Below are 14,719 nucleotides of genomic sequence, written 5' to 3'. Positions count from 1 at the left end.
GAATCCCTCTCTGCAGTTCCCGATTCAGGGGGTTACGCGCCGTTTGCTATTAGATATTTAGGAGGAATTACAATACAAACCGTAACATTAAACAATGGTGTAAAAATGCCGATCATCGGCTTTGGTGTCTACCAAGTTCCGAATGCTGAAGAATGCGAAAACGCGGTATATGAAGCGCTGATGGCCGGTTATCGCCTGATCGACACCGCAGCCGGTTATCTGAACGAGGAAGCGGTTGGACGCGCGATCAAGCGCAGCGGTGTACCGCGCAAGGAGCTATTCATCACGACCAAGCTTTGGGTTCAGGATGCCGGTTACGAGAGTGCCAAGCTGGCCTTTGCCAAATCCTTGAATAAGCTACAGCTCGACTATCTCGATCTATATCTTATTCACCAGCCGTTCGGCGATTACTACGGCGCTTGGCGCGCGATGGAAGACCTGTACCGCGAAGGCAAGATCAAAGCGATCGGTGTCAGCAACTTCCTGCCCGACCGACTGATGGACCTCGTCGTGCATAACGAAATCGTGCCCGCGGTCAACCAGGTCGAAACGCACCCTTTCTACCACCAAATCGAGAGCGCCGCTTTTATGAAAGAGCAAGGAATACAGCACCAGTCATGGGCCCCGTTTGCTGAAGGACTTAACAACTTGTTTGGCAACGATGTGCTGGCCTTGATCGCAGAAAAACACAACAAGTCCGTAGCCCAGGTCGTGCTTCGCTGGCTTGTTCAACGTGGAGTCGTTGCTATTCCAAAATCGGTGCGTAAAGAGCGGATCGTCGAAAACTTCAACATTTTCGATTTTGAGTTGAGCGCGGATGATATCGAACAAATTTCCACTCTCGATACGGGGAATAGTCTTTTCTTATCGTACCGCGATCCAGAAGTCGCCAAGATGATGGGCAACTGGAGAGTCGAGCTGTAAACCTTGATCGAACCGTAACTCATCACGCGTTCATCCTCATATCTTAAGAAAGGAAAGGGTGGGTTCCCCTTGTCCTTTTTCTGTACTTGATTTCAAAATCCAAGAATAGTAAAACTGCTGCTATGGGTGCAACGAATTCTATACTCCTACCATTTCAGTTAACATACAGAACCACCGAGAAATCCATAACTATCTTTCCCGCTGAATAGAGCGTTGTCAATCTAATACTTTATTTTCTCGGTTTATCAAGAGCTAATATAAAAAAGTCAGATATAATAAAGGGTTCCCCATATTAGTCATGAATAATATGTGGAACCCCCTTTATATTTAACTATCGCCTCCCGTTAGGGAGCGTAACGTACGGTTCGAATAAAAGGAACTTGGTTATACCCTTCCATCTTCGGTAAAAGTCCTATTAGCATGCCTTCACTTACTTTTGCCACTAGGAGATCAGCTTTAGTTATCGAAGGCAATAATAAGTCTTATATCTGATGGATTTTTTCTGCCATATAGACTATTAACGACCTCCATAAACGTTTTACCACACTCTGCATAATCGACGAACTCCATGATTTTCTCACCGCTCATGGTCTCATCCTCGTAATGAAACACCTGGTTCCAATTAAATGCAAGCAATTCTTCAGCCGTAAACCACGTTGTCGTATGACATTCACTATTTCTGATTTGCAATCGAATCTCTGGCGTAACGTCTTCAGGCAACCCTCGTGGTTCACAGATATATGGCATGTTTTCGGAATTTCGTTGATTAGCTAGGATTGCAAAGAGGTCATAGTCTCTATCCTTAAAGACCATATCGCTCCGATCTACTTCCCAAATTGGATAATTTTTTTCTGGATAGAGAATTGCCCAGTCGCTTTTAGTCCATTTATCAATCGATATCCATTTTCCAGTTCGGTTTGTTTCATGAATGCCGCTGCGATACACTTTTTGTTCTACAAAACTGTGAATACCCGTCCCCATTTATTCCTTTCCTCCAAATCTTGATTTTATTTATTGTGCCATATACAGGAAGTGAACTTCCCTATAACTCCACGCTAAACTTCCCGTTCGTATTATGAGATCAACCATTTCTTTTCTGGTTGATCCTTTTTGCATTTGCTTCGAGGATTAGAGTAGCCGGGTCGAACGTAACTGCCCGTGGGACTTGATCCCGAGCGCTATAATGTTCACCCCTACTTGTCATGACCATGATTGAGGCTGGCTAGGACATAGATCCCGTATCACATGCGATGCTGTGGAGCGACAAGGAGGCTCATAGGGGCTAAAGGTAAATCTATTTCAAGGAGAGATAAAATGAATCCTGTTATAGGACTAGACATTTCTAAAGAAGAAAGCCACGGACAAGCTTTCTTAGATCGAGGAAAACCATACCGTGGGGTATACCATTTCGAACATACACGGGATGGTCTCGAGATATTGCTTCAAGTTATTCATGACATTGAACATGAATCGGGGCATCGACCTACAATGATTCTGGAAGCAACCGGGCATTATCAAAGCCCTGTTGTTCGATTTCTAGAGGAGCATCACTATTTATTTATCGTTATCAATCCGCTCATTTCTAATCGGCTTCGCAAAACCAATCTGCGTAAAGTGAAAACGGATGCTGCTGACGCTTATCTTCTGGGTGAACTTTATTATAGGGAGGAATTCGAACCATTCAAAAAAAGAGGTGTGCAACTGCTTAATATGCGTTATCTGACGCGACAACACGAGTCCTTCTCTAAGATGTGCGTGCAGACGAAGCTGCAATTCCAAGCCGTTCTGGATCAGGTTTTCCCGGCGTACAAAGGTGTTTTCGGAGCTATGTATTCTAACGTGTCTCTTCGCTTCTTACTTGAGTTTCCGACTTCATCCTCTGTCCTACAAGTCAGTGAAGAGACGCTTAAAATCACAATCAATGCTCTTTTAACTTCAAAACGTGGACGATCAGAGAAGTGGATTAATGAACGAGTTCAACGGTGGATGGAAGCTGCAAAGCAAAACCCATTTCAGCAAACGATGTATGAGAGCCACTTAATTAATCTTAAGATCTTGATCAGTCTTATCCTTCAGTACCAAGAGTATCTTTCTGTGTTGGAACAGACCATAGATACCCTGGCTTCTAAGATTGAAGAGTATGATTTAATCCAGTCGATTCCCGGTATTGGTCCTAAAATTGCTGCAACAATTTTAGCGAAAATTGGAGAAGTCGACAGGTTTGATCATCCAAAGAAACTGGTTGCCTTTACAGGAATAGACCCCAGCGTTTTTGCTTCAGGAAAATTTACAACGACACGTAATCGAATCACCAAACGTGGTTCCAGGCATCTTAGATACGCACTTGTAATGGCGGTACAGTGTGGCCTGATCCGCTCTCGCAACACGCGGATAAAAGAGTTTTACGAACGCAAAAGAGCTGAAGGGAAACCTCACAAGGTGGCTCTAGTGGCGTGTGCAAATAAGTTAGTTCATTGGTTGTATGCCATTTTAAAAAGTAAGAAATCATTCCGTCCAGCTTAAAAAGCAATAATGGTACAACCTTACAATGTAACTCGAATTGGAGGGTTATTTGGTATGCTCATTAATCAATATAACACAAGTCCTCCTGTTGTTTTGCTGGTAATGTTGACAAGCTATTAGCTGGTATAGCGTAATGAGGAGGGTAACCCAACCACATTTGGATACAGAGATCATCTTAATTTCTCGCATCGATTCGCTCTTCTCCTCGACATTACCTCTTCTCTCCTAAGAGAAGCCAATTTAGATCCACACCGAATTTTTCATATAGTTGTATGATCGTTTCAACCGAAGGGTTAAATTTATTTTTCTCCAATTCACTTAAAGTTCCTTGTGAAATCCCCAGTGACTGAACAAAGGAAACTTGATTAAGTCCGTATGACTTTCTGATATGCTTTATCCTTGCACCAATGGTATCCATTTTTCATCCGCCCTTTAAAAGTAAAAATGGTCCCGATTGATTTTGAAATCATCGGGACCATTCAAGATGATATTTGATTTGCCATGCAGAGCTTGAATACCAACATTAATGTCCAGACACCAACTTTAAAGTCTAGGTACCAACATTAATGTCTAAGCACCAACTTTAATGTCACCGAACACAATTCCTGTCAGGTGAAATAAAACTATGGAACCAATTATGTTGATTTTATGCGGTTTGTAACGTCACATGATAAACATAAAAAAATAAAAGTCTGGAACCACCGCAAACTACCATTAAATAAAAGTTGGAAACCAAAATTCCTAGTTACATAAGCTCCTAACAAGGTTATATTTTATTAAAATCTAACATAAACTTCGCTTGTGCACGCTCAACCGCAACAACTGTTTGGTTAATGCGATCAGTTGAATGGGACTAAACACCGTCCAAGTATTAGAGCCCCTTTTCTATGAGTATTGTTTTTATAAAAGTTGTAGGGACATCCACCGCAGGGCGTTCTTGTTTGGGCGCTAAACTATTCGAAGCTTATTCATTAAATTTCGTCGCTCTCAAGCTTACACACCAATCGCTCAAACTCGTTTCCTATACTCCTTGGCTCGCATGATTGCCTCAATCCGGTTATTTACCCTTAACTTGCGATAAATGTTCTTCAAATGAAACTTCACCGTATCTTGAGTGACATTCAATTGATCGGCAATCTCCTTATAGATGAATCCCTCCGCAAGCAATTCAAACACCTTCTCTTCCTTCTCGGTCAGAGCCTCGTTAGACAATGATTTAGGAGACAGATTGCTGCTCACCGCGTCGAGAAGGAGACGGATGTAGTTCGAGGGCAACAATGTCAATGCTGTCTTTTGCTGCTGATTCAGAAGCTCGGCCAGCATCTCAACCATTTGAGGGCCTTCATCAAGGTAGCTGCGGATGTAGCCCAATGGTTCCGAGAGCCTCAAGGCAATAACCAGCGGCGCAAGGGCTGCTTGGGGCTCCTCGGATTGCCGAAGCACCATGCTATGCAAGATCTTCAGCCTGATCTGTTCTCGCAGACGACTCTCCTTGTCCGCAAGACGCTCCAGCTTCTCGAACAATTGTAGCGCATCCTTGATCCGTCCGTTCCCCGCAATCACCCTGACCATGACTAAATACTCTTCGAAATACCCGGCCGAAACTTCGTCCGAATGCGACATTCCACTCTGTTCGAGCCAATCGTATGCCTTCTGACGCTGCCCTTGAAGCAGATACAGCCTGGCTTGTTCCGCCTTGATTCTTTTCCAAATAACGGGCTGATCCGGCGAGTCGACGCTCGAAACGAGATAGGTAAGCGAGTCGATTGCTTCTTCCTCTCTTCCGAGAGCCTGCTTGAGTCTTGATGACACAAGCCCCAGATGAATCCAAGTCCATACGTTGGCACGAAGATCCTTTCGGCTGAGCGCTTGTCCAATGCACGACTCCGCCTCGTCCAATCGATTCCACTCGTGCATAAGCGAACTATAAGATAGATACGCGTAGCCGACAAAGGGATAGTTCGGCTTCTTCCCCCACATCGTTATCAGCTTAAGCTGGAATTGTTCCATCTCGTGCAGATCGACGGTCAGCGAGAGCGGATCCCCGAATCCCTCGTGACCTAAATACCGTTTGGTCGAAGCTTTCTGGAGGCTGCTCCCTTCTGGCAAGTAATGCTCCAACAGCTCAAAATAATGAAGGGCTCGCGGCATATTCTGCTGCATTCGGAAGAAGAGTGCATTTAAGTAATAGAGATTGCCCATCAGTTGCTTCCATTCCGGCTCAGGGATGGACGCCTCCATGGCTTCGAACCGTCTCTCCGCTTGCTCGGCCTTACGCAGTCCTTGCTCCCAATCCCGATTCATCAGGAACTGCGAGATGCGGTACAACTGGAACATCGGCTTGTGTTCAAAGCTGCTCTCCGGCAAGCCGTTAATCCATCTTCGAACCACGTGACTCTTCGATTGCAAGAGTTCCGGCATGATGCGGTCAATAATCCGGACGGCATCTTCAGCCTGTTCCGTCCTAATATAATGCTCCACCGCTTCTTCATAGAGCTCCTCGTTCTCATGCCAGGCCGCAGCCCGATGATGGGAAAGTCTCCACAGTTCCGGGTAGTCCCTAGCGCACAGCTGCTGCAAGAACTCGGACAACAGATGATGATAGCGGAACCAATCGCGCTGCTCATCAAGTGGAATGATGAACAAATTTAGTTGCTCCAACCGCTCCAGCTGGACCTGACTGTCGGCTTTTCCCGTCACCGCCGCGCACAGCTCCCCGTTCATGCGACTCAGAACCGAGGTAGCCAGTAGGAATTGCTGCGAGGATTCCGACAGATGCCCGAACACTTCTTCCAATAGATAATCGGAGATTTGGCGCTGCCGGCCGCTGAACTGGCGAATCGTATCGGCGATATTGCCGCTTCGTTTGAGCGTAATAGCCGCAAGCTGAAGTCCGCTTACCCAACCTTCCGTCTGCTCAAACAACGTAGAGATTTGTCTTTTCGTTAGTGATAAGTTCGTCATCTCTCGGAAGAAAACAACTCCCTCCCCCAACTCGAATCGCATGTCTTCTATTCGAATAACGTTGATCTCGCCCTTGGCAAGAAGTCTGGTCGTGGGAAAAGACAGTTCGGTACGGCTTGCGATATAGAGATGAAAGTACGGAGGCAGATGCTCAAGCATATATCGGATCGACTCGTTAACGAACGTATTTTCGATGACGTGATAGTCGTCCAGAATGAGTACAAAATCGCCGCGTATCGAACTTAGCTCGTTCAGAAACGCTGATACCGCGAAATCGATAGAGGCCGCAGACTCTTGCTCAAGCAGGAATTCGATCGATTCCCCGAACAGCGGCAGTCTTTCTCGTATGGAAGCTAAGACGCAGCTCCAGAATGCGCCCCAATCGTTATCGTATTTATCCAGGGAGACCCAGGCAACCGAAGCTCGGCATTGCCTCGCCCATTCGCTCAAAGCTGTCGTTTTGCCGTAGCCCGCTTGAGCCGATAGCAAAGTCAGCTTGGTCTCCATGCCTTCCTCAAGCTTGCGCGTCAGTTGTGGCCTAGTCACCAAAGCTCCGCGCGCTGGGGGAATGAGATATTTGGTACTGCGAATCATATTCAAAGCCTCCAAATGCCTAAATTAAAAAAACCTATATATTCGATTATATTCGATTTAATTGGACAACACCCTTTGACAATTTTGTGACAATTTCAAGACCCCTGTGCTATAGGGCACAGGGGTCTCTCGCCAATCCGGTTTATTCTTTTGTTTTCTGCTGCTCTAGCATTCGCAGGAGAACCGTCACCGCTTCTGCTCGACTTGCTTTTGCTTCGGAATCGAACCGATTATCTCCTTTTCCTTGCATCAGACCGGTCTCCTTGAGAGCGGCAACCGCTCCCTTCGCCCACGCTGGAATCTCGCTGTTATCCGCGAAGCTGGTCACGGCATTCGCTTCGACTGTCAGATCTAGCGCCTTAACGATCATCGCCGCCATCTCGACTCGTGTAATCTCAGCGTTCGGACGGAAGGTACCATCGTCATAACCGTTGATGATGCCTGCTTGTTTAGCCTTCGCCACGGCATTCTTAGCCCATGCAGGAATTTGTGATGCATCCTTGAAGGCCAATTCCTCCATTGCTCCAGCAAGCTTAAACGCATTCATTAGCATCACAGCGAATTGAGCTCGCGTAACCGTGAAATTCGGCTTGAACGTGCCGTCCGGATATCCAGTCGTGATCCCTTGGCTAGCTCCTTGGCGAATCGCTTCCTCCGCCCAGTGACCAGTGATGTCGATGAATTCGATTACCGGCTTCGCCTTATCTCCTACAGCTAACACGGCAAATTTCGTGAAGTGATTGACCTCTGCGGTAATGAAGCCACCGCTTACGACGCCGCCAACCTCCACCCATTCTTTCTTCTCTTCATCAAAATAGAAGATGGAAGCACGCTCGCCGTCACCTAGCTTCGTCGGATCGAAGGCCAGCTTCAACGTAATGTTTTTCTTGAAGGTACCTGGGACATTCTTCAACACTTCGAAGACTTCACTTACCAGCACTTCGTTATTCTTCAACAATTCATCCGTGTCCAACAAGGTCTCGACTGTCACTCGCAAACTCGCGTCCGTCGCTCCAACTGGGATCTCGATGGTGATCTCGTCATCACTCAAGCTAACCGTTCCCGGTCGACCAACAGGAAGCGTCAACTCTCCATTGTTGGAGATGACTGGGCCGTTATCCGGAACGCTTACGCCTCCACCACTGACGCTGTCGCTTGGAACTTTTGTCCACTTCGCATACAGCGTCGTATTCGCGCTTATCGTATCTGTCGTGAAGTTCCACGCCGAGGCATAACCCTCATCCTTATACCAGCCCGAGAACGTGTAGCCCGCTCTCGTCGGATCGGTCGGCTTCGTGACAGTCGCGCCAGAGAGGATGCCTGTCTCGTTCGCTACCGCGCTGCCTTCCTTCGAGTCGAACGTCACCGTGTATGTCGACACAGGAACTGCCGTCCACTTCGCATACAACGTCGTATTCACGCTTACCCTATCCGTGGAGAAATTCCACGCCGAGGCATAACCCTCATCCTTATACCAGCCCGAGAACGTGTAGCCCGCTCTCGTCGGATCGGATGGCTTCGTGATCGTCACTCCCGAAGCAATGCCAGTCAAGCTCGCTACCGCGCTGCCTTCCTTCGAGTCGAACGTCACCGTGTACGTCGATACAGGAACTGCCGTCCACTTCGCATACAACGTCGTATTTGCACTAACCGTATCCGTTAAGAAGTTCCACGCCGATGCGTAGCCCTCATCCTTATACCAGCCCGAGAACGTGTAGCCCGCTCTCGTCGGATCGGATGGCTTCGTAACCGTCGCTCCCGCAGCGATGCCAGTCAAGCTCGCTACCGCGCTGCCTTCCTTCGAATCGAACGTTACCGTGTACGTGACGATTGGAATCGCCGTCCACTTCGCATACAACGTCGCATTCGCGCTTATCGAATCCGTCGTGAAGTTCCAGACCGATGCATAACCCTCATCCTTATACCAGCCCGAGAACGTGTAGCCCGCTCTCGTCGGGTTCATCGGCTTCGTGATCGTCGCTCCCGCAGCGATGCCAGTTAAGCTCGCTACCGCGCTGCCTTCCTTCGAGTCGAACGTCACCGTGTACGTCGACGCCGGAATCGCCGTCCACTTCGCATACAACGTCGTATTCGCGCTTATCGTATCTGTCGTGAAGTTCCACGCCGAGGCATAGCCCTCATCCTCATACCAGCCCGAGAACGTGTAGCCCGCTCTGGTTGGGTCCGTCGGCTTCGCGATCGTCGCGCCAGAGAGGATACCTGTCTCGTTCGCTACCGCGCTGCCTTCCTTCGAATCAAACGTTACCGTGTACGTCGACACCGGAACTGCCGTCCACTTCGCATACAACGTCGTATTCGCACTTACCGTATCCGTGGAGAAGTTCCACGCCGAGGCATAGCCCTCATCCTTATACCAACCAGAGAATGTGTAGCCCGCTCTCGTCGGATCGGTCGGCTTCGTGATCGTCACTCCCGAAGCGATGCCAGTCAAGCTTGCTACCGAGCTACCTCCTTGCGAGTTAAACGTCACTGTGTACGTCGCCGCCGGAATCGCCGTCCACTTCGCATACAAAATCGTATTTGCACTTACCGTATCCGTGGAGAAGTTCCACGCCGAAGCGTAACCCTCATCCTTATACCAGCCCGAGAACGTATAGCCCGCTCTCGTTGGATCGGTCGGCTTCGTGATCGTCGCTCCCGCAGCAATGCCAGTCAAGCTCGCTACCGCACTGCCTTCCTTCGAATCGAACGTTACCGTGTACGTCGACACCGGAACTGCCGTCCATTTCGCATACAGAGTCCTATTCACGCTCCCCGCATTCAAGATTTCCGTATCCGTCGCGAAGTTCCATTCCGACGAGAAGTTTTCATCCACATACCAACCCGAAAATGCATAGCCCGCTCTCGTTGGATCAGATGGCTTCGGGACGGTTGCTCCGGAGAGAAGACCGGACGCTCTCTCAACCAAACTTCCTCCTTGCGAGTCGAACACCACCGAATACGTCGGCGTCCACTTCGCGTACAGCGTCGTATTCTCATTTACCGTATCCGTATCGAAATCCCATAAGGTATTATAAGTCCCTTCCTTATACCACCCCGCGAAGAGATAGCCATCATGGGTTACCTCCGGTCTTGCAATCGTCGATCCCGGACTAACTTCATCCAAGTCAGCGACTGGATCGACACCGCCATTATTCTCGACGAAGGTTACCTTGTAGCCCGCCGGCGCGGCTCCCCGCGTTACCGTCAGGGTGTAGTTGGCCGTAGCCAATCCATTCTCCGACGTCACCACGACCGCAATCGTATTGCTTCCGACCTCCAAGGGAATCGCCTCGGATAACCCGCCGTTCGCCACGCTTTTTCCGTTTACGGTAATCGTTGCATAATCCATTTTGGCCACCGGATATACTCTAGTGCTCTTCACACCATAGGCGAAGTTAACAGAGTATTTCTTGTTATCGCCTGGATCGACAACGGGTATGCCGTTGTTCAGCCCCAGTTCGATAAGTGAAGTGTCCGCGCCCGGGAGGCGATTAATAAGCAACGTATAGGTCCGGGTTGTCGTCCCGTCGCTCGCCGTCACGACGACCGTTATCGTGTTATCTCCCATTAGTAAGTCAACGGGTACTTTGACACCTCTTGTCGCTTTGATTCCGTTTACCGTGACGGTCGCCCCGCTATCTTCGGGTTGGGGATCGATCAGAACCTTGTTCTGGCCGATGAAAGATATCAAATCATAGAACGGCCGGCTCTTATTGAACCCGAAGCCGACGGGTAAATCGCCCGGTATTTCGCTTTCCAGAAATAGGCCTAGAAAATTCAGTATAGTATTGCTACCCGGACCACCCGCTCGAGTTACTGTTAAAGTAGTGATTTTCTTTAACGCTGAATAAGGGGGTGCCGGCGTCACCAGAATCTCTATCGTGTTAACTCCAACATTTAGGGCAATTGCTCCCGACGGACTGCCGCTAGCTACTTCTACACCGTTTACCTCAATCTTGGAATCAGCGTCCGCCGCCGTCGGCGTAACCGTTATCTCGCTCACGTTGTTCGCAACGTCCGCATAGAATTTCCAAGTGTCCATGAGGTCCTCAACAGCCTTGCCGCTAGACAAAGTTAATGTGGTTAGACTCGTGACTCCGCTTCCTGCAGAAGAATAAGATGGAAATAACCCCATTACTATTAATAAAACCGTAAACAATGAAATACCACGCCTAATCATTAGTCTCTACTCTCCTCTTATCGTTGTACTGATAGAGTCCATTGGTCACTCTTGAGCTATACAAGCCCTAATATTTACTATAAAAGATATCAGGGCTGAATTGACCTACCTTAGAGGGTAGGTATATGAGCTAAATCGGGTAGTTAGGTTCATGTTTACAGATTCGGATGCCCCTTGGTTATAAATAGGAAAGGAAACCCCTGAGTCTAGAGGTCTCCGCGTTCAAGTCAATAAAAAACGCCAAGCCGGATTAGATCCAGAGCTTAGCGTCCTAATTTAAATAAGTTTGGTTTGCTGTAAAAGCCTCAATACGATCATAGCTACTTCCGCACGGGTGATATACGCTTTCGGAGATAGCTTATTTCCTCCGCGGCCCCATACCAGACCAGCCTCCACTACCATCGCCGCACCGCTTCTCGCCCATTCCGATAGGCTATCTGAATCTACAAAACGGTTGAGCTGAGCAGAGGGATTAACCGTCTGCTGGCTTTGATCCGTATGAATCAGCACCATGGCTTTGGCAAGCATGATAAACGCCTGTTCGCGCGTTATGTTATCTTGCGGTCGGAACGTGTCGTCGCCGAATCCTGAAATTAAGCCGTAAGCATAGGCCGTTTGCACAACACCGCTATACCACTCTTCCTCCTTCACGTCCACAAAATGCATCGGCCCTTTCACCCTTCTCAGCCCAAGGCTCCGCACGAGAATTCCCGCAAACTCGGCTCGAGTTATGTCGCGATTGGGATGGAAGAATCCATTTACCGGAGCACTCAGAATTAGACGCGACCCCAAGTCGTTTACGGCTGATTTGGACCAATGCTTCTCCACATCGGTGAAGTGTTGCGAATGATGAATAACGGCATAGGTGCCATTCGACAGGTCGCTGATTTTCACATAGCGTTTGCCGTCGACCATAACGATTCTGCTCGGAACATGACGAATCGTTCCATTCGATTCAAGAGCGACTGCTGTCGTGATCCGATTCACATCCACCTCCGGTGCAATCGCAAGCAGTCTATCTGGGTACTTCGAATACCGGACTACGTCCTCTGTCTTATCGCCATACTCAACCTTGATGGCAAACGTGAAAGCTGGCGAGATGATCTCCGTATCTAACCGCTCGGCTGCATCCTGCAGTCGCTTGGATGTTTCACTCGTAGCGTGGCCGACGGAGAGCCATACCTTTACGTCTTGCAGCAGAATTTGGCTACCCAAACGATCCGCGACGATCGCGTCGCTATAAATTGATTGGGCAGGCAGCGTGAAAACCGTCTTCTCCGTCTGAATGACCAAGGTCGTCGCTTTTTCCTTCAGGTTGTGAAGCAGTTGGCCGTTTAGCTTGATGTTTACCGTGTCGGAGCCATTAGCCGCGACAATGGACAGGACTGCTCCCGGCTTTTCTTGCCCTAACCTAGACGTTAGCTTAGCGGAATCCAGCTCAGCCGTGATGACCGTTCGCCCCGCTAGAGTTGTTGCGATGACAGGACCAAGCTGTTCTACCTGCTGCCCATTCACCAAAAACTTCACCCATTCCATCGTTGGGGAAGAAGTCGGCAGTGGTGACGATGTGACGCTCGCCGTCGGCCTTACGGAATGAGACTCGGCAGATATCGCACCAGGTCCAACGCTGTTGATCGCCCGAACCGTAAACGTGTAATCCGTCCCGTTGGTCAGCCCTGTGACTTCCATTTGCGTTGTCGTTCCGACTACCGTAATTCCGCCCGGTCTTGCCATCACCTCATACCGAAGAATGGCGCTCCCCCCATGGTCAGCCGGAACATCAAAACGAACGGTGGCTGTCGTGTCGCCTGCGCTCGCTCGTACGTTCGTCGGAGCTAATGGCACCGTTGCAGGTTTCGCACTGTCTTCTGCCGAGAAGGGACTTGAGCCTTCCGAATTGCTAGCCTTGACCGCAAAATAATAGGTAACTCCATTGGTTAACCCTGTCACTTCGTAGTTTGTATCCTTCACCGTAGCGACGGAATCACTGAAATCGCCCGAAGCCGTCGCTACATAGATCTCATATGCATCGGCATGCTCCACCGTCTGCCAATGCAAGGCAACGCTTCGATCCCCGGCTATAGCTTGTAGCGAAGTCGGGCTTGCAGGCACGCCAGGCAGGGTAATGTTCTGCGTAACGGTAAAGGTCCGATCGCTCATAAGGGCAGCGGATACGGTAACCGTTGTCGTATAACTCCCGGCTGCGAGACCATCCTTGACTTTGACTGTAAAGCTGGTGGACGGCGCACCGCTGTTTAAGATGGAGGCCGGCTGTGAGATTTCAAAAGCTTCGGCGTCTGCTCCCCCCTTCGCTACGGATAAGCCTGTTAAATGTCCCGTACCGGTATTTGTAACGGAGATTACTAGTGTTTGCTGAGTACCGGGTCCATACCCTTGCGTCAAGGCAGATGCAGTCTGATGATCTATCGCTTCTATTTCGTAAGTAAGAACCTCGTTTGTGGTGACGGATACGACATTGCTCGTTACGCTAGCGGTCTTCGTTCCATTAACGCTCGCATTCGTATTCGTCACTACGACGTAATAATACCTTGTGCCGGCCGTTGCTGTCGGTGCGTTGTAGCTAGCGCTTGTCGCACCGTTGACCAACGTGCCTCCGCTCGTGCTGTTACTGCTGTTGCTATACCACTGGTAGCTCAATATACCTCCATCACTCACACTCGCCGCTACGCTAAGCGTTGCAGTTCCTCCTACGCTCACTGTCGCATCCGTCGGCTGCGTCCCAATGCTCGGCGTAGCTGCATTTACGAGTGCGTTCACCGTCACCAATGCGGTTCCACTCGTCACACTCGCCGTCTTCGTTCCGTTCACGCTCGCATTCGTGTTCGTCACTACGACGTAATAATATCTCGTGCCAGCCGTTGCTGTCGGTGCGTTATAGCTCGCGCTTGTCGCTCCAGACACCAACGTACCTCCGCTCGTGCTATTGCTGCCGTTGCTATACCACTGATAGCTCAGCACACCTCCATCGCTCACGCTCGCCGCTACGCTAAGGGCAGCCGTTCCTCCTACGTTCACTGACGCATCCGTCGGCTGCGTCCCGATGCTCGGCGCAGCAGCGTTCACGAGCGCGTTCACCGTCACCAATGCGGTTCCACTCGCCACACTCGCCGTCTTTGTTCCGTTCACGCTCGCATTCGTGTTCGTCACTACGACGTAATAATATCTCGTGCCAGCCGTTGCTGTCGGTGCGTTATAGCTCGCGCTTGTCGCTCCAGACACCAACGTACCTCCGCTCGTGCTATTGCTGCCGTTGCTATACCACTGATAGCTCAGCACACCTCCATCGCTCACGCTCGCCGCTACGCTAAGGGCAGCCGTTCCTCCTACGTTCACTGACGCATCCGTCGGCTGCGTCCCGATGCTCGGCGCAGCAGCGTTCACGAGCGCGTTCACCGTCACCAATGCGGTTCCACTCGCCACACTCGCCGTCTTTGTTCCGTTCACGCTCGCATTCGTGTTCGTCACTACGACGTAATAATATCTCGTGCCAGCCGTTGCTGTCGGTGCGTT

7 protein-coding genes are annotated in these 14,719 nt (G+C 49.6%); 2 read left to right on the top strand and 5 right to left on the bottom strand.

Annotated features, from left to right (window positions below; genetic code table 11):
- The first annotated feature begins 72 nt into the window (after positions 1 to 72).
- Positions 73 to 924 (top strand): aldo/keto reductase, encoded by an 852-nt coding sequence (locus FGT79_RS24660; RefSeq protein ID WP_138755568.1) that lies wholly within the window; start codon positions 73 to 75, stop codon positions 922 to 924.
- Between the two features lie 456 nt (positions 925 to 1,380).
- On the opposite strand, the gene FGT79_RS24655 is transcribed toward FGT79_RS24660, so the two are convergent.
- On the bottom strand, positions 1,381 to 1,905 hold the full coding sequence (locus tag FGT79_RS24655) for a hypothetical protein (protein WP_138755504.1): 525 nt from the start codon (positions 1,903 to 1,905) through the stop codon (positions 1,381 to 1,383).
- Between the two features lie 333 nt (positions 1,906 to 2,238).
- On the opposite strand from FGT79_RS24655, the gene FGT79_RS24650 reads away from it, so the two are divergent.
- Complete coding sequence (locus tag FGT79_RS24650; RefSeq protein WP_138755503.1) at positions 2,239 to 3,447, top strand: IS110 family RNA-guided transposase; 1,209 nt, start codon at positions 2,239 to 2,241, stop codon at positions 3,445 to 3,447.
- A 211-nt stretch (positions 3,448 to 3,658) separates the two neighbouring features.
- On the opposite strand, the gene FGT79_RS24645 is transcribed toward FGT79_RS24650, so the two are convergent.
- The 4 genes from FGT79_RS24645 to FGT79_RS24630 form a co-directional block, all read right to left on the bottom strand.
- Positions 3,659 to 3,865 (bottom strand): helix-turn-helix domain-containing protein, encoded by a 207-nt coding sequence (locus FGT79_RS24645; protein ID WP_138755502.1) that lies wholly within the window; start codon positions 3,863 to 3,865, stop codon positions 3,659 to 3,661.
- Positions 3,866 to 4,455: 590 nt separating this feature from the next.
- Positions 4,456 to 7,005, bottom strand: coding sequence for a winged helix-turn-helix domain-containing protein (locus FGT79_RS24640; protein WP_138755501.1), 2,550 nt, complete (start codon positions 7,003 to 7,005; stop codon positions 4,456 to 4,458).
- Between the two features lie 142 nt (positions 7,006 to 7,147).
- Positions 7,148 to 11,188, bottom strand: a complete 4,041-nt coding sequence (locus tag FGT79_RS24635; protein WP_138755500.1) for an InlB B-repeat-containing protein — start codon at positions 11,186 to 11,188, stop codon at positions 7,148 to 7,150.
- Positions 11,189 to 11,464: 276 nt separating this feature from the next.
- The coding region (locus tag FGT79_RS24630) for an S-layer homology domain-containing protein (protein ID WP_171056421.1) at positions 11,465 to 14,719 on the bottom strand (3,255 nt) is incomplete at its 5' end.

Source organism: Paenibacillus sinopodophylli, from assembly GCF_005930355.1.
Lineage (GTDB): Bacteria > Bacillota > Bacilli > Paenibacillales > Paenibacillaceae > Pristimantibacillus > Pristimantibacillus sinopodophylli.
This window is presented reverse-complemented; position numbering and strand designations above follow the sequence as displayed.

Bases quoted from the DNA above. Each gene is read 5' to 3' on its own strand.
- FGT79_RS24655 (WP_138755504.1), bottom strand. From the start codon at position 1,905: ATGGGGACGGGTATTCACAGTTTTGTAGAACAAAAAGTGTATCGCAGC.
- FGT79_RS24650 (WP_138755503.1), top strand. From the start codon at position 2,239: ATGAATCCTGTTATAGGACTAGACATTTCTAAAGAAGAAAGCCACGGA.
- FGT79_RS24645 (WP_138755502.1), bottom strand. From the start codon at position 3,865: ATGGATACCATTGGTGCAAGGATAAAGCATATCAGAAAGTCATACGGA.
- FGT79_RS24640 (WP_138755501.1), bottom strand. From the start codon at position 7,005: ATGATTCGCAGTACCAAATATCTCATTCCCCCAGCGCGCGGAGCTTTG.
- FGT79_RS24635 (WP_138755500.1), bottom strand. From the start codon at position 11,188: ATGATTAGGCGTGGTATTTCATTGTTTACGGTTTTATTAATAGTAATG.